Origin of the sequence: Pseudoalteromonas sp. US3C1004, assembly GCF_048401065.1 — a bacterium.
Classification (GTDB): Bacteria; Pseudomonadota; Gammaproteobacteria; order Enterobacterales; family Alteromonadaceae; genus Pseudoalteromonas; species Pseudoalteromonas undina.
Genome location: NZ_CP183073.1, coordinates 1,897,345 through 1,917,218, shown reverse-complemented (window position 1 = coordinate 1,917,218; position 19,874 = coordinate 1,897,345). Strand labels below are relative to the sequence as shown.

Annotated in this window: 16 protein-coding genes; 10 read left to right on the top strand and 6 right to left on the bottom strand. The window is 39.1% G+C overall.

Annotated features, from left to right (window positions below; translation table 11 throughout):
* Positions 1-219: 219 nt before the first annotated feature.
* Together ACNSN3_RS08845 and ACNSN3_RS08840 are read left to right on the top strand one after the other, a co-directional pair.
* Entirely contained in the window at positions 220-813 is a 594-nt protein-coding gene (locus ACNSN3_RS08845; RefSeq protein WP_036932808.1) for an MlaC/ttg2D family ABC transporter substrate-binding protein, read from the top strand.
* A 210-nt stretch (positions 814-1,023) separates the two neighbouring features.
* Positions 1,024-2,361, top strand: a complete 1,338-nt coding sequence (locus ACNSN3_RS08840; RefSeq protein ID WP_109874464.1) for an ankyrin repeat domain-containing protein — start codon at positions 1,024-1,026, stop codon at positions 2,359-2,361.
* 64 nt (positions 2,362-2,425) lie between these two features.
* Here ACNSN3_RS08840 and ACNSN3_RS08835 read toward each other — a convergent pair whose 3' ends face one another.
* Genes ACNSN3_RS08835 through ACNSN3_RS08815 form a run of 5 tightly spaced genes read right to left on the bottom strand, consistent with a single transcriptional unit; the run spans position 2,426 to position 5,946 of the window.
* Positions 2,426-2,878: a DUF2069 domain-containing protein gene (locus ACNSN3_RS08835; protein ID WP_008464564.1), complete on the bottom strand. Its 453-nt coding sequence runs from the start codon at positions 2,876-2,878 to the stop codon at positions 2,426-2,428.
* On the bottom strand, positions 2,875-3,429 hold the full coding sequence (gene wrbA / locus ACNSN3_RS08830; RefSeq protein ID WP_008112996.1) for an NAD(P)H:quinone oxidoreductase: 555 nt from the start codon (positions 3,427-3,429) through the stop codon (positions 2,875-2,877). Before wrbA ends, ACNSN3_RS08835 begins: the two co-directional genes overlap by 4 nt.
* On the bottom strand, positions 3,429-3,776 hold the full coding sequence (gene arsC, locus ACNSN3_RS08825) for an arsenate reductase (glutaredoxin) (RefSeq protein WP_036932810.1): 348 nt from the start codon (positions 3,774-3,776) through the stop codon (positions 3,429-3,431). The genes wrbA and arsC overlap by 1 nt, the downstream gene beginning before the upstream one ends.
* Positions 3,777-3,831: 55 nt before the next feature.
* Complete coding sequence (locus ACNSN3_RS08820) at positions 3,832-5,289, bottom strand: M48 family metalloprotease (protein WP_418607072.1); 1,458 nt, start codon at positions 5,287-5,289, stop codon at positions 3,832-3,834.
* A 12-nt stretch (positions 5,290-5,301) separates the two neighbouring features.
* Positions 5,302-5,946 (bottom strand): hypothetical protein, encoded by a 645-nt coding sequence (locus ACNSN3_RS08815; protein WP_008113002.1) that lies wholly within the window; start codon positions 5,944-5,946, stop codon positions 5,302-5,304.
* Between the two features lie 143 nt (positions 5,947-6,089).
* Here ACNSN3_RS08815 and ACNSN3_RS08810 point away from each other — a divergent pair, with 143 nt between their 5' ends.
* From ACNSN3_RS08810 to ACNSN3_RS08775, 8 genes are all read left to right on the top strand, one after another.
* Positions 6,090-6,308 carry a hypothetical protein gene (locus ACNSN3_RS08810; protein WP_008113003.1) on the top strand — a complete coding sequence of 73 codons (219 nt, stop codon included), beginning with the start codon at positions 6,090-6,092 and terminating at the stop codon, positions 6,306-6,308.
* Positions 6,301-7,377, top strand: coding sequence for an AI-2E family transporter (locus ACNSN3_RS08805; protein WP_008113005.1), 1,077 nt, complete (start codon positions 6,301-6,303; stop codon positions 7,375-7,377). The genes ACNSN3_RS08810 and ACNSN3_RS08805 overlap by 8 nt, the downstream gene beginning before the upstream one ends.
* 107 nt (positions 7,378-7,484) lie before the next feature.
* The gene (locus ACNSN3_RS08800) at positions 7,485-9,740 is read left to right on the top strand and encodes an aminotransferase class V-fold PLP-dependent enzyme (RefSeq protein WP_418607069.1); all 2,256 of its coding nucleotides are present in this window, start codon (positions 7,485-7,487) and stop codon (positions 9,738-9,740) included.
* A 310-nt stretch (positions 9,741-10,050) separates the two neighbouring features.
* The gene (gene pgi, locus ACNSN3_RS08795) at positions 10,051-11,697 is read left to right on the top strand and encodes a glucose-6-phosphate isomerase (protein WP_075169038.1); all 1,647 of its coding nucleotides are present in this window, start codon (positions 10,051-10,053) and stop codon (positions 11,695-11,697) included.
* A 236-nt stretch (positions 11,698-11,933) separates the two neighbouring features.
* Positions 11,934-13,406, top strand: coding sequence for a glucose-6-phosphate dehydrogenase (gene zwf / locus ACNSN3_RS08790; protein WP_008113010.1), 1,473 nt, complete (start codon positions 11,934-11,936; stop codon positions 13,404-13,406).
* 3 nt (positions 13,407-13,409) lie between these two features.
* Positions 13,410-14,120: a 6-phosphogluconolactonase gene (gene pgl / locus ACNSN3_RS08785; RefSeq protein ID WP_418607066.1), complete on the top strand. Its 711-nt coding sequence runs from the start codon at positions 13,410-13,412 to the stop codon at positions 14,118-14,120.
* Between the two features lie 572 nt (positions 14,121-14,692).
* Positions 14,693-17,311, top strand: coding sequence for a TonB-dependent receptor (locus ACNSN3_RS08780; protein WP_054201152.1), 2,619 nt, complete (start codon positions 14,693-14,695; stop codon positions 17,309-17,311).
* A 76-nt stretch (positions 17,312-17,387) separates the two neighbouring features.
* Positions 17,388-18,923, top strand: a complete 1,536-nt coding sequence (locus ACNSN3_RS08775) for a tryptophan halogenase family protein (RefSeq protein ID WP_418607064.1) — start codon at positions 17,388-17,390, stop codon at positions 18,921-18,923.
* Between the two features lie 37 nt (positions 18,924-18,960).
* On the opposite strand, the gene ACNSN3_RS08770 is transcribed toward ACNSN3_RS08775, so the two are convergent.
* The gene (locus ACNSN3_RS08770; RefSeq protein ID WP_418607062.1) at positions 18,961-19,671 is read right to left on the bottom strand and encodes a DUF6445 family protein; all 711 of its coding nucleotides are present in this window, start codon (positions 19,669-19,671) and stop codon (positions 18,961-18,963) included.
* Positions 19,672-19,874: the final 203 nt, after the last annotated feature.

Genomic DNA, 19,874 nt, shown 5'->3' with positions numbered 1-19,874 from the left:
TAGTAATTAAATGATAAGGGCGGTGAATTACTGTTTTCAATGAGGACAAAAATCCGCTTGTAGATGGCTTGTTAACTGAACTCTTTAACTAATTGAATTTATTTAACTAATTATATTGGTGCTAATTTGGCATTAATAAGGTGCTTATTTATGCCTTTTTTGTTGCCTGTTATTTGCGTAAATTACGCTAAACTTAATTATTTAAACTATCCATTTATTATGAAACTTATAAAGCTTTTAGTGGTTGTTGCTGTTTTTTTCAGTAGTGCTTTGTATGCACAAACTCAGCCGTCACCTAAACAATTATTGCAAACTGTAGCCGAATCATTATTTAACGATATTGGGCAGGTAAATGCGCAAGGTAATGCCAGCAAAGAAGCGATGTCTTTAATTGTTGAGCAGCGTTTGATGCCACATATTGATATTAAGTTTGTGTCGTTTAAATTATTAGGTAAACATATTAAAGGTATCAACCGCGAGCAGGGCGTTGCGTTTATTGGTGCGGTGGAGCATTACTTAACGGGTACTTATGCGAGTGCACTAATGAAGTATACAGGGCAAGATGTAATATTTGAGCAAGACGCCGCTGCAAGCGACTCTAAATTTGCCACTGTTAAAACGCAAATTATTGAAACTAATAAACCCACCATAGATCTGCACTTTAAACTGCGTTTGGGGAATGATCAGCAATGGAAAGTATACGATATTGTTGCTGAGGGAATTTCGTTACTCAGTGCTAAGCAAAAAGAGATCATTCAACGAATTTCTGATGTGGGATTAGACCAAGTCACAGCAGAACTGCAGCAAAGTTAGTTCCTTTGCAATTAAAAGCTCCAACCGTAAAAGCAGCTGATGGCGCATGTCGTTAGCTGCTTTTGTATTTTGGTCTATATTGCATGAGTTTACGCTAGCTTGACTACCAAGCTGTGTTAGAATATCGACTTCTTTGATTAAGCGTGGTGTCAGCTAAAAACTGTTATAACTGACCACTCACCCGAGCTACACTGGAGTTGTGTTGTTTTAATGGAAAACGTACTAATTTGGCCAAAGGAATACCCGTTATTGGTCAAAGGGCTGGTTGAACAAAACGGTGCCTTCATTTTAGATGCTTTAGAAGCTTGGCCTGCCTGTCGCTCTACTGAAGAAGATGATGGTGTTTGTACTACGGTTTTGCCCCCAATTTATTATTTAACCTGGTTAACCCCCCTAGAGCCGTTCGAAGAATGTTATTTTCAGCATATCTGTGAATATGATGAAGATGCACAAGTCTATATTGCTGCACTTAAAGAGCATTATTTTGCCAATGATTACAGTATAGAAAATATTGTCTTAATGTTGTGTCAGCGACTTGAAAAATATGCAAGTGTATCGGCACAAAATAATATCGAAACGCCGCTTTCATTAATCAGTCTGTTTTTTAGTAAACGTTTTTTTACTTTGATAGAACATGCGCTTGAACAGGGTGCTAAGCTGTCAGCTGCAGATACGTTATCTATTTGGCAAGAGGTCGACTTTAGAGAGCGTTTAAGTGCGCATATTCCTCAGTCGATTGCAGACATTGAATATTTAGCAGAGCTTACTAGCGAAAAGGTAGCTGCAGGCAAAGATTACTTTACTTTATTAACTCAGGTTTCGCCTGATGTTGATTCTATTGTGTTGTTAGAAAATGCCTTACTCGCCCATTTAAACAAGAAAAAAGCTAAGCAAACCATGGCTATGCGCTTTATTGAACAAGGTGCTACGGGTACCTTGACCGATGAAGATAACAAAACAGCATTTATGTGGGCTGCAGAAAAAGGCTATGTAAATGTAGTAGAAATGCTCCTGCAATACCAAGATAAAAAAGCCGTAGACATTAAAGGTAATACAGCGCTGCATTACGCGGTGATGAGTAAAAATGAATCGTTAATGATTTTACTGCTTAAAGCAGGGTATGATTTTAGAGCGCGTAATAACGACGGATTAAGTTGTTACCGTTTAGCTGTAAGCATCAAAGCCAGTAACTTAGTTAAATGCCTTGAACGTGATTTTGGTATTAAAGAATTATCGCCAGAAGGGCAGTTAGATCGAATTAAAAAAGTGCATGTATTACATGCGGTTGTGGCTTTATTGTTACCGCTACAGTTGTTTTTCTTTTTTGATGAAAATATCACTATAAAAAGTGAGCTCACTCTTTTTATGACCATGACGGCGGTGGTGTGTTTTTTCTTTGCTACAAATTTAAAGCGCTGTTCGTTGTATCCGCACGTAAAGCACCCTTGGGGGTTGTTTTTATTAAGAATGATGTCGGTTTTTAGCCTTGTATCCCAGCTAGGTTTAGCGTGTATAGTGGGACTAGCAGCTTTAAGTGAGTTAGTTTAACCACTTACTTAATTATAAAAAAAACGCGCTAATAAAGCGCGTTTTTTATGTTCTGAGCTGATAGCTATGAGTTGTTTTTATCGTGTTCATGCGCTGCTTTTTCTTCAGCAAGTTCATCTTTAAGCTTACGAATTTTAAGTCCAAGCTCTTGTCCTCTATGGCGTGCATAGTAAGTACAGCCAATAAACATAGATGAGGCAAATAGTAACTCTAGCAATACCCATACTAACTCATCTTGAGCAACCCATAGCAATGTAAAACCATGGATAAAATAAAACATAACAATGAAGTTAGCCCATGCATAGGTGTAGGTTTTATCTTGTAGTATGCCTTTTAAAGGTAATAATAGCGGTAGCACATAGACTAAAAATAGAAAGGCGTCACTGTGACCCTCTCTCGGTGCTAACACAAACATCCATAGTGGCATTAAAATAAGCAGGCCAAAATAACCAAATAGGGCTAGGCGCTGAAATTTTACGGTCACTGGCTTTTTAGCAGACTCGCTATTTTGGGTCATTTAAGTTTACTCGCTACTTGAGTCAAGCGTTTGCCTACGCTTTGACATATTTTAATTTCATCTTTACTTAGGGTAGAGCTGTTACTGCTGCCAGCAACGTGGGAAGCGCCGTAAGGTGTGCCTCCAGTTTCGGTACCAAGAAGTTCTGGTACATCGTAAGGCACCCCCATTAACATCATCCCGTGATGCAATAACGGCAGTGACAAGTTTAGTAGGGTTGCTTCATTGCCCCCATGCATACTACTCGATGATGAGAACACACAAGCAGGTTTATCGATAAGTTGACCTTTAAGCCAAAGATCGCTGGTGGTTTCCCAGAATGTCTTTGCTTGTGCGGCCATCATGCCAAAGCGGGTTGGCGTACCAAACGCAAGCCCATCACAGGCAACTAAATCGTCTTTACTGATCACAATGTCATGCGGGTTTTTAGCTACAAACGTACGCAGCAAGGCGGTTGCGCCTTGTTGTTCTATTGATTCTGCTATTTCATGCGCCATGGCTTCTACCGAGCCATGGCTTGAGTGGTACAGCACCACGATGGTTGTGCTCATTATAGAACGCTTAATACGTTTTCAGGCGGGCGACCTAGTGCTGCTTTATTGTTATTTACTACAATTGGGCGCTCAATTAGTTTTGGGTTTTCGACCATAGCGTCAATAAGCACCGACTCGCTATTTTCATCTTTTAAATTCAGTGCTTTATATTGTTCTTCTTTGGTGCGCATTAAATCTCGGGCCGAATTAAACCCCAGTTGAGAAACTAAGGTACTAATTTGCTCATGAGAAAGCGGTGTTTTTAAGTATTCAACAACACTCGGTTCGATGTTTTTACTTTGTAATAGGTTAAGGGTTTCGCGCGATTTTGAACAACGCGGATTGTGATAAATAGTAACTGACATAAAAAGTACATCCAAAGTATAAATTGCGGCTATTTTAGGTGAACTCACTAAAGACTTAAAGCCTTGCTAGCTCTTTTTGCAATAACCGATATTGTGTGAGTAACGCTTTTAAACGTTGTTGTTTTACATTTTCATTTGGCTCAACAAAATTAAGTGCTTTTTGTATTTCGTCAGCTGCTTTTAAATATGCGCCATATTGCGATAACACATCGGCGTTAGCTTCGTGATATGCGGCTAATTTTTCTTGTTTTTTATAGGCGTCGGTCAAAAGCTGCTTACCCAAACTATGATCTGGCTTCTCCAATAAAAACGATTTTAATACATTTTCGGCTAACTCATATTGCTCAGCTTCCAACGCGGCATTTGCATAATTTAAAGTGATCACTTGGTTGTTTGGCCGATAGTTATTTAATTCACTTAAATAACTAACTGCTTTAGCTGCTTTTTTTTGTGCAATGAGTAAATCTGTTTTTGTATCAATATAAAATAAGTTTTTAGGATCGCTAGCTAATAGCTCGTCCAAGATAGGCTGCGCTTCCTCCGTTTTCTTTTGATCGATTAAGCTGATAGCTAATCCATATTGTAACGCTACGTTGTTATAAGTATTTTCGCGCATTAACTTTCTAAATAGGGCCTCTGCATTTTCTGGCTTGTTATCGTAACGTGCCAGTACACGGCTTTTAGCTAAATTAAAATCCAGACTAGAGCCTACTTGGCGTTTTGGATATTGCTCGGCGCGCAAGCGTACATCCGACACGCGGCTTTCTGGCAGCGGGTGAGTCAGTAGAAATGCCGGGGGTTTATATTTATAGCGAATTTGCGCTGCAAGCTTAGTTAAAAATTCACTGGAAGCTCGGGCGTCAAACCCCGCATTGTTAAGGGTTTGCATACCAATTCTATCGGCTTCTTGTTCCGCAGAGCGGCTATGGGTGAGTTGGCTAAATGCCGACTGGGTTTGGCTGGCTGAAATAATCGCCATACCTGCATCTGGGGCTACAACGGCCGCTAAAATACCGGCTATCATACCGGCAATGGTTAGACCGCTATTGTCTTGTTGTTGCTGAATACGCCTTGCTAAGTGGCGTTGTGTTACGTGCGCAATTTCGTGACCAAGCACTGAAGCAAATTGACTTTCGTTATCGGCTTGAGCAATTAAGCCTGTATGCACACCTACATGACCGCCATAAAATGCAAAAGCATTAATTTCAGGGTTATTTAACCAAAAAAAAGAAAAGCCAAAGCGTACATCATTGGCGTTCGCAACCAACTTTCGGCCTAAGGTTGTTAGGTATTCATCAAGCACCGGATCGTTAATTAATGGCGAAGAACCTCTGATCTGCATCATCATCACTTCACCAATTGCCTTTTCTTTCTCCAATGGTAAAGCCTGCAGCGCAGACGTGCCTAAGTCGGGCAGTTGAAGTTTGGTTTGTGCCTTTAACGGCTCACTCATTAGCAGGCTAAATGTAAGCACTGCACTGCATAAAGTGATAAAGGCTGATTTTAGCTGCATTATATTCCTTGTTTATTTTTTATCAGAGGCACTAGTTGGATCATCGGTGTATAAACGGCTGTCCTTTTCACATAGTTGGTAAAACGACTTTATTGTGACCCCATCAACCTTAACAATGTTCAATTGAGTTTGTAAAAAAGCAATAATTTTATGAACTACTTTATGTGAATGTAAAATAAGTGCCTTGTCTGCTTCATCGCCTTGGTCTAAGTAAAAACCAATAAATTTGTGTAATTGATTAATGCGAATAACGGTTTTCATGGTCAATGGATCCCATAATATAAATTCCATTGACTCATCATGTCGAGCGTATCTATCGATGGTAGTATCATGGGAAAAAGGGAACGCTTGTAGTTCAAAACCGCGCTCGGTAAATACTTGATGCAACGAAATTCGTGGCTTGTTATTACTTTCTTTCTCAAAAAGCTCGTTTGGGTCGATACCCAGCGCCTCTAGATTCCAATTGCGTTTATCGATGATACGCTTAATGGCATTATCAAAGCCGTGATCTAAAATACTTTCACATTCACTTACCGACGAAGCTACTAAATGATAAAAATGCGGCAGCTCCCCCCAATTAATTTGTTTTTTAAACCAATTAATTTCTTTGAGAGTTGGATTGCTAGGCAATTGCGCTTTATTATGCGAATTAGGCATTAACGTATCCTTTTAGCTAACTATGCTATAAGGATAAACCATTGCAGAGGTTGTTTTAAGAAAAAGTTAAATTTAACTGCGGTTAATCTTAGTTAGCCCAGCTATAGGACTTATTATTAATGTGAACAGGTAGTGAAACGAGTATGCTAGAGCTAGATTTGCGCGCTTATAAATGCCCTCAGCAATTTATTCAGTTTAAATTAGGGCTGCGTGAGGCAATATCGTTAAAACAAGCAATTACCTTTAATATCTCAAGCGAGCAAAATACAGATGATATTGAACGATATTTGCAAAAAAAAATGTATTATTACAAGTTAAATAAACAACAAGCGTTGTTATTAGTGGAGCCGTTGCGTGTTTGAATATGTAAAAGCATGGTATGAAAAAAAGTTTTCTGATCCTAATTCAGTAACTTTACTTTTTTTATTATTGGCACTGGTTGCCATGTTGTACTTTTTTGGCCCATTAATTGTGCCTGTGTTAGTGGCGCTGATCATTGCTTATTTGTTAGATTGGCCTGTAGTTCACTTGGAGCGATTTGGCTTAAAGCGTTTTACTGCCACTAGCATAGTCATGCTGATATTTATTGGTATTATGCTCACCTTAATATTAGTTATTGGCCCGGTGCTTTGGCAGCAAAGTAGTAACTTAGTGCAAGAAACACCGCATATGGTTGAGCAAGGTAAATCGTTTTTACTCGACCTTCCAGCTAAATATCCCAGCCTAATTAGCGCAGAGCAAGTACAGTCTATTGTGGTAACGGTAGAGACCAAAGTGCTTGAATTTGGCCAAGTGGTGCTGTCGGCATCGCTCAATTCATTAAAAGATGCTGTTGCGTGGTTAATTTATCTTATTTTAGTACCGCTACTGGTGTTTTTTATGCTGAAAGACAAAGTAGAGCTCAGTGCCAGCATTGCTAAACTGATCCCGCGCCAACGACGCTTAATTTTGCAAGTGTGGCATGAAATGAATCAGCAAATAATGAATTATATTCGGGGTAAAGTATTCGAAATTTTAATTATTGGCTCGGTGTCTTTTATTGCCTTTACGGTATTGGATTTACGTTATGCGGCGCTGTTAGGTGTGTTAGTTGGCTTTTCGGTGCTTATTCCATTTGTTGGTGCTGCGCTGGTGACTATACCTGTGGCGGCGGTGGCGCTGTTTCAGTTTGGTTTAGAAACCCAGTTTTGGACCATTTTAATTATTTACGGCATTATTCAAGCGCTTGATGGCAATGTGTTAGTCCCTTTATTGTTCTCTGAAGCGGTTGATTTAAACCCGGTGTTTATTATTGTCGCCGTACTATTTTTTGGTGGGCTGTGGGGCTTTTGGGGGGTGTTTTTTGCTATTCCATTAGCATCATTAGTAAAAGCGCTTATTAAGGCGTGGTCATCCACACATGAAGAACTCGCAGAAGAGCTCGGTAACTAAAAAGTATAGTAAACGCACTTTAATTACTAAAGATTATTATTCATTCCTTTTAAAACTATGTACTATTGGGAATAAGATATATTTTTTAGCAATAAGGTGCGTTTTTAATGTCAGAGTTTTTATTGCCAGATGAACCCAACAACCAAGTTTATCTTGATGCAAATGCGACCACACCTGTATTGCCATGTATTGCAGAGGTGGTGTGCCATGCGATGCAAATTTGTTTTGGTAATCCCTCAAGTCCCCATATAACCGGTATTCAAGCCAAACACTTATTAGAACAAACGAGGCAAAAAGCGCGCAGCGTGATTGGTGCGCAGCAGGGCGATATATTATTTACCTCAGGTGCGACCGAAGGTATTCAAACTGCTATCGTATCAACCTTAATTAATGCCAAACAGCACACAAAATCTAAACCGGTTTTATTGTATGGAGCAACTGAGCATAAAGCGGTGCCTAATACATTAAAACATTGGAATGCCGTGCTTGAAATTAATGCTGAAATTATTGCTATTCCGGTTAACCGAGACGGTATTTTAGATTTAGACTTTATTGCTCAGCACATTGATAACGCCCTGATGATTTGTACTATGGCTGTTAATAATGAAACCGGTGTATACCAAGATTTAAGTGCTATAGAAAAGGTGATCCGCAGTCGAAATAGCGATGTGACTTGGATGGTTGACTGTGTGCAGGCACTGGGTAAACAACAACTCAACCTAAGCGAAACCACGATTGATTATGCGCCATTTTCAGGACATAAGCTCTATGCACCTAAAGGCATCGGCTTATTGTATATTCGTAAAGGTAGCCCATATACGCCATTTATAGCTGGTGGTGGCCAAGAAAGTGGCATGCGCTCAGGTACAGAAAACCTGCCCGGTATTGCAGGGCTTAATAAGCTGTTTAGTTTGCTGCTTGATAAACAAGACGATACTTTTAAATCAGCAGATGTACTTAATTTGTATCGCGATAAACTGCATATCGCTTTAGTTGACACCTTTGGAAGTATTACCTTTAATCATGATTTTGCCTGCTCAGTGCCCACAACACTAAACTTTGCAGTTAATGATTTAACCAGTAAAGAAGTTATTGATTTATTTGACGCTGCAGGTATTAGAGTCAGCGGTGGCTCAGCCTGTAGCACGGGCGCAACCCAAAGTTTTGTGCTTGATGCGATGGGAGTGTCACAGTGGCAAAGTGAAAATGCGATTCGTTTATCGTTTGGGCCTGCTGCCACTATGGCGCAAATAAATTATGCATGTGAACAAATTCGCGCACTTAAAACAGTGTTACAAGCAAATTGTTTGGTTATTTCTGATAGTAGCTTAGTAGCACAAGAAGTATGTGCCTTGGGGCTTACCCAATTTAGACACCAAGGTGCTTGCAGTTGGTTGTATGTAGCTGACGATCAACAGGCAATTATTATTGACCCTATCATTGAGTTGATCCCTCGATTTGAAAAAATAGTGAATACACAAAATTTAACTATTACTGCTATTTTAAACACGCATGAGCATCAAGATCGTCACTGCGCTCTTGATTTAATGCGCAGCGCACTCAAAACAAATTTAGTTGCTGGTGAAGTTGATCAATTAGGCTGGCCTGTTAATTGTGAACAATTGCAACTAACCGAACAAGTACTTGAAAAGCTAGCGACGCCTGGGCACAGCCAAGATAGCGTGAGTTATTTATTAAAGGCTAATAACGGCGATGTACAGTACTGTTTTTGTGGTGATTTAATTTTACCTGCGGGGCTTGGTAATACAGTACTTGATGGGGGAGATGCGATGCAGATGGCACACTCTTTGACTAAGTTAACTACAGAGCTTAATCCGCAAAGCGTGGTGTGCTCTGGGCATGATTATCAACAGTGTTTCGCCATGAATTGGGCTGTGCAAAAGCAGCAAACACCTTTATTAAAAGCGCTTATTGAAGGTGATATCAGCGATACTGAATTTGCCATGCAAAAACAACAAGCAGACTCACAACAACACACATTAGCAAATTCGCTTTGTGGTTATGTTAATGCAAAGCCTAAAGTCGAAACTTCGCAGCTTAGTTTTAATCAAGCGAAGGAAATGCTCTCACATAACAGTGTATATTTAATTGATACCCGAGAGCCTTATGAGCATGGCGCTAACAATATCAGTGGATTGCTTAATGTGCCTGAGGCTAAAACTTTAAATATTCCTCTAAGCCGAATGGCCAATGCACTAACCCAAGGGCAACTAGATAAAAACAATCAATACATATTGGTGTGTCGCAGTGGAAATCGTTCAAAAATTGCGGCGGCAAACCTAATTGAACTTGGTTATAACCGCGTTTTTAACTTATCGGGTGGTTTAGCATTGACCAGCTAATAGTTTAATAAAAGAAAAAGGCCGACATGTGTCGGTCTTTTTTTTGCCTGCTTTAATCGAAGATTAATAAAATGTTCATTGTGCAGAGGGGGTGAACAGTTGTTAAATTCAATTTTTAATTTTATGATACCGGTGTCAAAAGCAAAAAATTGCGCTATTATCTGCATCAAAGCTTATAAAAATAACGCAATTTAGACCATTTAAGCTATAATGTTGGGCTTTGCTTTTTACAAAAATCGCTTGTTCAGTGTCGTAAAAAATAAAATAAAATGCTTAAAATCAATAGATTAATTAATTAGGGGATGTTTACATGGCGAGCCGTTCTGAGTTAGTAAGTTGGCAAGCACTAGAAAATAGTGCACAAAAGATGACACAAACACATCTGAAAACTTTATTTGCACAAGACGATTCTCGTTTTTCTCAATTCTCTACTCAAATTCCAGGTGTGTTGTTTGATTACTCAAAACAACGCATAGATGAAAACGTATTTGGTCAATTAATTTCATTAGCGAAAGAATGCGATATTGAAGCATGGCGTGAGAAAATGTTTACCGGTGAAAAAATTAATATCACCGAAGACCGTGCGGTTTTACATACTGCGCTTAGAAATCGCGCTCATACACCGCTTATTGTTGACGGCGAAAATATTACAGAAGCGGTCGATAGCGAACTTGCCAAAATTAAGACCTTTGTTGAAAAAGTGCGAAGTGGTCAATGGCTAGGTTACACCGGAAAAGCGGTAAAAGATGTGGTTAGCATTGGTGTTGGTGGTTCAAACTTAGGGCCGCAAACGGCAACTGAAGCACTTAAAGCAGTGGTTGATAAGCCATTAAACGTTCACTATGTTTCAAACGCAGATGGCGTACAAATTGCGTCAGTATTAGATAAAGTAGATCCTGAAACCACGTTATTTGTAATTTCGTCAAAGACATTTACTACCTCAGAAACCATGACTAACTCAAAAACAGCGGTTGATTGGTTTTTAGACAGTGCAAAGGATGACAGCGCTATAGCAAAGCATTTTGTTGCAGTAAGCACTAATTTAGAAAAAACTGCTGCATTTGGTATTAGTGACGAAAACGTATTTACAATGTGGGATTGGGTTGGCGGTCGTTTTTCACTTTGGAGTGCCATTGGTTTACCTATTGCACTTTATGCTGGGTTTGAAGCATTTGAGGCCATTTTAGAGGGAGCGTTTGAAGTTGATGAGCACTTTAAATCGGCGCCGCTAGAACAGAATATTCCTTTAATTATGGCGCTACTCAGTGTTTGGAATACCAGCTTTTTAGGGTTTGATTCGCAAGCTATTTTGCCATACGACCAAGCCCTGCATATGTTGCCAGCATATTTGCAACAAGGTGAAATGGAAAGTAATGGTAAACATGTAACCTTTGATGGACAGACAGTGCCATACACTACCGTGCCAATCATTTGGGGTATGACAGGGATAAACGGTCAGCATGCGTTTTATCAATGTTTGCACCAAGGTAATGTCATTGTTCCCGCTGACTTTATTGGCTCTGTAAAGCCTCAGGTTAACGTAGATAAGCATCACGATATTTTATTATCGAACTTTTTTGCACAAACCGAAGCACTAATGAACGGGGTCGATGCACAGCAGATAACGGCTGATTTAACAGCCAAAGGCAAAACGCCTGCACAAATTGAAATGCTGCTAAAGCATAAAATTCACCAAGGAAACCGCCCAACAACGTCTATATTATTAGACACGATTGATGCAAAAGCGGTCGGTCGATTAATTGCACTGTATGAGCACAAGATTTTTTGTCACGGTATTATTTTACAAATATGCTCATTTGATCAGTGGGGCGTAGAACTTGGTAAAGGCTTAGCATCTAAAATTGAAGCTGAATTAACCGATGATAACGTGGTTAATGAGCATGACAGTTCAACACAAGGCTTAATGGCGTACTACAAACAATACCGTACGCAGTAACATATTCACTTATTACACAATAAGTAACCAAATACCTTTGAACGGGTAGCGCTGGAGTCCTAGGGCCTGTATTTTTGTGAGAGGAATTACAGTGTCCCTAGACCCATTTTTTATGGCGCATATAACGCACAACAATTAGTAGGCTTTGTGCTGAGGCCTACATTATCCAGATAATAAACCGCTATAACTGATTACCAATACGGTAGTGGCAGGTAGCATAAACGTAGAGAGTAACTATGCTTAATCCTTTTGATATTATAATTTTTGGGGGCGGTGGTGATCTTGCGTTACGCAAATTACTTCCTGCAATGTATCGAGCATATCAAGAAGGTAACTTACCGCAAGGCTCACGTATTTTGCCTACCGTGCGCGAACAAAGTAAATGCGATGAATACATCGATACTGCACACAAAGCGTTACAAGAATTTTTAAGCGAAGGCGAATATAACGCAAAAGATTGGAAATCGTTCTCAGACTTTTTAGTACCCGTAGTGAGCAATGTCACCGAAGCGGATGATAACTGGGATGTACTGAAAAAAATTCTAGATGAAGATGACAACGATAAATCACGAGTATTTTACTTATCTCTCCCACCTGCTGTTTATGGCACCTGTTGTGAAATATTATCAACGAAAAAACTAATTACCGCCAACTCGCGTGTTGTAGTAGAAAAACCAATTGGTTACTGCGGTGAGTCAGCAGAAGTGATTAATGCGAAAATTGCACAGTACTTTAACGAAGAACAAATTTTCCGTATTGACCACTATTTAGGTAAAGAAACGGTGCAAAACTTAATGGCACTGCGTTTTTCAAATTCATTATTTGAGAACATGTGGGATGCTAAATCGATTGATAATATTCAAATTAGCTTGTCAGAAACGGTAGGGCTAGAAAGCCGTGCAGGTTTTTATGACAAAGCCGGTGCCTTACGTGACATGGTGCAAAACCACTTGTTACAATTACTTTGTTTAGTGGCTATGGAGTCACCACATAAGTTAAATGCTAACAGCATTCGTAACGAAAAATTAAAAGTATTAGAAGCTTTACGTCCACTTGAGGGTACAGATGTAGATAACCATATTATTCGTGGTCAATACGTACCCGGTGATTTAAACGGTAAAATAGTTCCAGGTTACCTTGAGGAGCTAAACGAGGGAGCGAGTAAAACCGAAACTTTCGTGGCTATTCGTGCGCATATTGATAACTGGCGCTGGGCAGGCGTGCCTTTTTATCTGCGCACCGGCAAACGAATGGCGAAGCGCTGCGCTGAAATTGTGGTTGAATATAAAAAAGTATCGCATAACGTGTATGAAGACAGCGTAGGCAATATTGAACCAAATCGTTTGGTTATTCGTTTACAGCCTCAAGAGAGTATTCAATTAACGCTGATGTCAAAGCGTCTTGATAACTTAGATATGCAACTTGAACCTGTAACGATGAATATTGAATTGTCACAAGCGTATAGTAATGGTTTCCATTCAGATGCTTACAAGCGTTTAATGCTTGATGCAGCGGCTAATAATCCTTCATTATTCATTCACCGCGACGAAGTTCGTCAAGCGTGGAAGTGGATTGATCCAATAATTGAACGTTGGCAAGAAAAGGGTAAACCTTCATTGTACCGAGCGGGTAGTTGGGGGCCTGAAGACGCCGATGAATTATTAGCAGAAAATAATCATGTTTGGTTTAACACCGGTGATAAGGCATAAATAATGGCAACGATAGTAGAGAAATTTTTTGACGATAAAGCCGCTTTAACTGAGGAATTATCTCAGTCATTAGAACAAGCATTACGTGATGGTATTGAGGCTGATGGCCGCGCAGTATTAATGGTTTCAGGGGGGTCTTCACCTGAGCCGGCTTATAAACATTTATCTACCCTTGATTTAAACTGGGCTCATGTTGATGTTGCTATGGTTGACGAACGCTGGGTTGAGGTAAGTCATGAAAAAAGTAATGAAGCATTCATTAAGCGTACTTTGCTACAAAACCATGGTGCAGCGGCTAATTTTATTAGCATGAAAAATGCAGCATCCACTGCAGAGCAAGGTGTTGATGAATGTGAAACGCAGTTTCAAGCATTAAAACGCCCGTTTGATGTTACTATTTTAGGTATGGGTCCAGATGGACATACTGCTTCGTTATTTCCACATGCTCAAGGGTTGGAAAACGGCTTAGATTCAAACCAACTTGTGTGTGCCATAAACGCAATTGAGAGTGATGTAACAGGTAGTATTACCGAACGAATGAGCTTATCGCTAAATGCAATTTCACAGTCTAAAGTAGTTAAATTACTTATTAGTGGCGATGAAAAGCTGGCTGTGTATAAGCAAGCTTTAGCGGGTGGTAATGTTAATGATATGCCGTTACGTGCAGTTCTAAATCACCCTGAGATCAACATTGAAGTGTATTGGGCACCTTAATTTAGTCTAAACTAGGTGCTTTAAAACCATGTTGTATTGATGGTTTAATGAAAGGTCAGTTGCTTTTGCTACTGGCCTTTTTTATTGCGACATGTTTTTGTCATTAATCAATTAATAACAAAGTGCTGTAAACATTTGAAGTTTAAACATTTCCCTTAAGCTAAGTACCTTTTAAATCCTATTACACCTCCCAAAAGTCATTAACTAAAGCTTTATTTGTAAATTAAAACAATTAGTTAATCTTCAGGTACAATTGAGTAATATAGCATGTTAATCGCTTCAGCTATCCGCAAAGTCGACTACTCTAAATACATTAAGTATAAAAAACGCCATTATTTACATGCTTGGTATGAAGAGTAAGCATCGGACGAACTCTACTTTTTTATAAAATAATAAATCACCATAAAATCAATGACTTAATTATGTATTAGTTAAAATTCATACAAAAAGCGCGGAAAAATGTAGCAAAAATGTAATTTAGCATGTATGGTTTGTTACTACTATGACAGCGCTGTCATGGCGGTTAGGCAAAATGATAAACAAAACCAATAAAATGATTCGAGGGGAATCCTGTGTTAGCTAAAAATTTTAAAAAAAGCTTATTAGCAGTAAATATCGGCTTAGTTGTGGGAGCTGGCTTTACTGGTGCTGCATTCGCAGCCGATGAAGTTAAAGTTCAAGATGATGTTGAAGTCATTGAAGTACGCGGTATACGCGCTTCAAATAAAGAAAACTTAAACGGAAAACGTTTTTCTAATGCTGTTGTTGATGTTGTAACAGCGGAAGATGTTGGTAAGTTTCCTGATGGCGATGTAGGTGAATCTCTTGGTCGTATTTCTGGTGTAAGTGTATCTCGTCAATTTGGACAGGGTCAGCAAGTATCGATACGTGGTGCTTCAGCACAACTTACACGTACATTGCTTGATGGTCATACAGTTGCGTCAACAAGTTGGTTTGACCAACAAGCCGTAGACCGCAGTTTTAACTACTCATTATTACCTTCAGAATTAGTCGGCGGCTTAGAAGTTTATAAGTCGTCACAGGCTAATCTAGTTGAAGGTGGTATTGGTGGCACTGTTATTGTTAAAACACGTAAACCTCTAGATTTAGATGCAAACACTGTATTTGCAAGTGTAAAAGCTGATTATGGTACAGTTTCTGAAGAGACAGATCCTGAACTTTCTGGCTTATACAGCTGGAAAAATAATAATGAAACATTTGGTATCTTAGCGGCGGGTTCTTTATCAGAAGTAGATTACCAACGTAACGGTATTGAATCATCAGGTGGTTGGAGTGGCGGTATGGCACCAACAACATTCCAACAAGCACGTGAACGTACAGCTTATAATGTTGCCATGCAATACCAGCCATCAGATTCGCTTGTATTAGGCCTGACTTACACTAGCTTAGAGCTAGATGCAAATAATGCTAACTCGCAAATAATTATCTTCCCAGGCGACGGCTCATGTGAGCAAACTAATGCTTCAGGTAATTGTGTCTCTCGCACAATTGACGGAAATGGCACTGCTTTTTTCCAAACATGGGCGCGTAAAGCAAGCATGAAGTCTGATACGGTTGATTTTGACTGGCAATATGATGCAGAGTCATTCACATTTAAAGGTCGCGTAGGTAAAACCAGTGCTGACAGTGACGTAACAACTGCAAACTATGGTATGTTTACTAATAACAATAGTGATCTAAATGGCTCTATGGATATGACTGGTGATGTGACTAAATTTAATTTAGCAAACCAATCTTACGATGCGAGCATTTTACCTGATACCATCAGTCCGCAAACATGGGCGCCTGAATATAATCCTGATTCAGATGAAGAAAGCTACTTAAACTTAGATTTCGAAATTCCACTTGATCTTGGTGTGGTTACTGCTATTAAAACTGGTTTAAGATATGCCGATCATAAAGTTGTTCAAGATGGTAATGCTGCTATTGTAAACCCAGATTTAGTGCCTGTGCGAAATGCATCTGCATACTACCCTGGTACAGTGACTGCGGGCGGTGGCTTTGTTATACCTGAACCTGATATGGATTTAATGATTGCTGATTCATTAGCAATGACTGAAGGTTATACTGCACGCCCACAAGCTTATGGCACCATTGAAGAAGAAAATTTAGCAATCTATGCGATGGCTGATTTTGACGCAGGTGGTATTCGCGGTAATTTAGGTGTGCGTTACATCTCAACTGATATTTCGTCAGATTACTATGACTTAAGCGATGAAGGTGTTTACGATTCTACCTTATCTACAGATAAAGCAGATTACAGTGAGTTCTTACCAAGCTTAAACGTCGTTATGGACTTAGCTGACAACGTCATTTTACGTACCTCGGCAGCACAAGTTATTTCTCGTCCTAATTACGCTGACTTATTTGCAACGCGTAATCTAGCTGGCTATACAGATAATCGCCCTTTAAATGAAGTTTTAAATACTGGTAACGTTGGTTTAAGCCCGTTTAAAGCATTCCAAGCTGATATCGGTGTTGAATGGTATTTTGATGACGATGCAATGTTAAGCGTCACTTACTTTACTAAAGAAGTAAGTTCGTTTATCTCTACACAACAACAAACGAATCAACAAATTGGTATTGATATCCCAGTTTATACAACTAACCCAGATGCAGGCGAACCACCATGTGGCGCGCAGCAATATGACTGTTGGACTGTGAGCTCTTCTACCAACGGCACAGGTGGTTCAATTGAAGGTATTGAGTTCCAAATTCAAGATTCGTTTGATAATGGCTTTGGTTATTCATTTAACTATACCTATTCAGATGCTGAGGCTCCAGCAGAGAACTACCCGGACCGTGTTGGTGTATTTTCTGATTCATCGAAAAATAGCTACAACGTAGTTGGTTTTTATGAAAATGATGATTTTTCTGCACGTTTAGCATATAACTGGCGTTCAGAGTTTATTATTCGTGAAGCACCAGGTTGGTATGGTAACCGTGAGCATCAAGCCTACGGACAGCTAGATTTCAGTGCAACGTACTCTGTAACTGACTACTTAGATGTTACTTTCGAAGGTATTAACTTAACAGAGGAAGACAGTATTCAGCTTGGTAATAATGATGCATCAACATCATTACCAAACCCTGATCTACTCAATGACTTCCCAGTGTGGAGCTTTGAAGGTGAAGCACGTTATAAACTTGGTGTAACAATGCGTTTCTAATATGCTGAGTTAATAAAAGTAATCTAGGCCCAGCATTGCTGGGCTTTTTTACGAGATTAAACATCATTGGTGATTTATGAATATAAAAAAAGTGGCAATTTTAGGTGGTGGAACAGCTGGTTGGTTAGCTGCAAACCACATTGGCAAAGAGCTGCTGAAGCGCAAAGGTGTTTCAGTGACTTTAATTGAGTCACCCGATATACCGCCAATTGGAGTAGGCGAAGGCACAGTACCCGACATAAGAAACACGCTAAAAACTTTTGGTATTCGTGAAGATGAATTTATTCGCCAATGTGATGCGACGTTTAAGCAGTCGATAAAATTTGTTAACTGGATGGATAAAAAAAAGCATGGAGAAGGTAATTTTTTTCATCATTTATTTGATGTGCCAAACCCCTACGATACTAAACATTTAACTCAACATTGGTTAAACGATAAGCAAAAATCAAAAAGTCATGCGCAGTATTTATCTTCTCAGCACGCTATTTGTGAGGCTGGTTTAGCCCCCAAAAGTATCACTAATGCCCAATATGAGGGCGAGTTAGCTTATGCGTACCATTTCAATGCAGGGAAATTTGCGCAACTGCTCTCGTGTAATGCAAAAGATAAGTTTTCGGTGTCTCACGTACATACCAATGTAACTCAAGTAAAGCTTGCTAATGATGGCGCAATAGCAGCGTTAGTGACTGACAGCGAAGGTGAACTTGAATTTGACTTTTATATTGATTGTTCGGGTTTTGAATCTTTACTCATAGATAAAGCTTTAAAAGTCCCTTTCGTTGATGTGTCTGATAGCTTACTGATAAATAGCGCCTTAGTTGTGCAAGTACCTACAAAAGAAGACGATGATATTCCGCCTTATACACTTGCTACCGCTCATCAAGCTGGCTGGATTTGGGACATTGCGCTTACAAATAGGCGGGGAGTGGGCTTTGTTTATTCAAATAACCACATGACCGATGAACAAGCACATGAAAAACTGAACCGTTATCTAGGGGCAAGTAAGCAAGGTCTTAGTTATAGAAAAATCCCCATGAGAGTAGGTTATCGTGAAAAGTTTTGGCATAAAAACTGTGTCGCGCTTGGCTTAGCGCAAGGCTTTTTAGAACCATTAGAGGCAACCTCTATTTTATTAACTGATTTTTCAGCGAAGTTTTTAACCCTACGTTTTCCATCATCAACTGAGCAGCTTGAACAGTTAGAAACGCGGTTTAATCACGCTATGGGGTATGCGTGGGAACGTACTATTGATTTTATTAAATTGCACTACTGTATTTCAGATAGAACAGATTCAGCTTTTTGGGTGGCCAATAAAAGTGATGACACTATTTCTGAGTCATTAAAAGAAAAGCTTAGTTTGTGGGAAGAGTTCATTCCGGTTAGAGATGACTTTTTCAGCCAGTTTGAAGTGTTTTACTTAGAAAACTTTTTATTTGTACTTTATGGAATGCATTTCAACACTAAGGCACCGCCTTGTACCAGTGCAGAACATGAACACTGTTTAGTACGTTTACAACAACGAGCTGAGATAGATCAATACTTAATAAATAAGCTACCCAATCACAGAGCGCTTTTAGATAAAATTAAACAATATGGACTGCAGTCAATCTAATGATTTGTGAAAGGTTTAAGCGCTATATTCACAAAGATCATCGTACACTTGCGAAAGAGGCTATCGAAAGACGGCCTTTTTTAGCATCCGCTAAGCAGCTTTGTTCAGAATAAATATTGGCACTGTGTAATAAGTTACCTTGGTAAATAACAAGGCGGTTAAATTTAGCATCAACTTTAAAAACCTGTTCAAATAAACTGGTGCTGCCAGATAAATAGCCTTGATGCTCATTAGGGGCTTTTTTAACATCATTAACTATATCTGCGAGCAGTGGTTTGTGCTGTTGTTTAAATTCAATAATGTTTTGAGGTATATACTTATAAATACTTGTTCCACCAAGCTCCTCTGGCGATAAGTAATGTACAAATGCGTAATCTCTCTCATCACAAGAATCAATATGCGGTACTTTTTGATCAACAATTAAATTCGCAGGTTTGCATGAAGCTAATGAAAGTAAACTTTTATGAAGAATAGACTCTTGATAATTTTTATTGTCTATTTTAGGCAGTATTTCATTTTGAAAAAATGCATGTAAAACCCTTAAATAAGGTTGCGGCATATTGTCGCGAATACCAGGGTAGAAGGAGTTGTCTGAAAACATAGGGTTAAAGTAGGCTATGTTGTGAGCAAAATTCATTACACTACTGGTATCTAAAAGAAAATCATCAACAACGAAGGCTGATAGCTTGGTGCCAGGGATCATCAGTTTTTCAATTTTTAAGTTTGGGTTTACAGTTAAATTTTTCATTATTTTAGTGTCTATTTTTGCTGAAATTATCTAAGTGTGAATTTTTTATTTAGGCAAAAAATCAATATACCACCGAAGACAGCGTTGTCAAAGGACGCTTTTTGAGCTATCTAAGCGTGCGAATTTCACCTTTGGTAATGTTTACTAGTTATTTGTTGAAATAATCAGCGATAATGTTTTTGTTAATTAATAACGTACAAAAT

Coding starts and splice junctions, on each gene's coding strand:
- ACNSN3_RS08845 (WP_036932808.1), top strand. CDS start 220: ATGAAACTTATAAAGCTTTTAGTGGTTGTTGCTGTTTTTTTCAGTAGT.
- ACNSN3_RS08840 (WP_109874464.1), top strand. CDS start 1,024: ATGGAAAACGTACTAATTTGGCCAAAGGAATACCCGTTATTGGTCAAA.
- ACNSN3_RS08835 (WP_008464564.1), bottom strand. CDS start 2,878: ATGACCCAAAATAGCGAGTCTGCTAAAAAGCCAGTGACCGTAAAATTT.
- wrbA (WP_008112996.1), bottom strand. CDS start 3,429: ATGAGCACAACCATCGTGGTGCTGTACCACTCAAGCCATGGCTCGGTA.
- arsC (WP_036932810.1), bottom strand. CDS start 3,776: ATGTCAGTTACTATTTATCACAATCCGCGTTGTTCAAAATCGCGCGAA.
- ACNSN3_RS08820 (WP_418607072.1), bottom strand. CDS start 5,289: ATGCAGCTAAAATCAGCCTTTATCACTTTATGCAGTGCAGTGCTTACA.
- ACNSN3_RS08815 (WP_008113002.1), bottom strand. CDS start 5,946: ATGCCTAATTCGCATAATAAAGCGCAATTGCCTAGCAATCCAACTCTC.
- ACNSN3_RS08810 (WP_008113003.1), top strand. CDS start 6,090: ATGCTAGAGCTAGATTTGCGCGCTTATAAATGCCCTCAGCAATTTATT.
- ACNSN3_RS08800 (WP_418607069.1), top strand. CDS start 7,485: ATGTCAGAGTTTTTATTGCCAGATGAACCCAACAACCAAGTTTATCTT.
- pgi (WP_075169038.1), top strand. CDS start 10,051: ATGGCGAGCCGTTCTGAGTTAGTAAGTTGGCAAGCACTAGAAAATAGT.
- zwf (WP_008113010.1), top strand. CDS start 11,934: ATGCTTAATCCTTTTGATATTATAATTTTTGGGGGCGGTGGTGATCTT.
- pgl (WP_418607066.1), top strand. CDS start 13,410: ATGGCAACGATAGTAGAGAAATTTTTTGACGATAAAGCCGCTTTAACT.
- ACNSN3_RS08775 (WP_418607064.1), top strand. CDS start 17,388: ATGAATATAAAAAAAGTGGCAATTTTAGGTGGTGGAACAGCTGGTTGG.
- ACNSN3_RS08770 (WP_418607062.1), bottom strand. CDS start 19,671: ATGAAAAATTTAACTGTAAACCCAAACTTAAAAATTGAAAAACTGATG.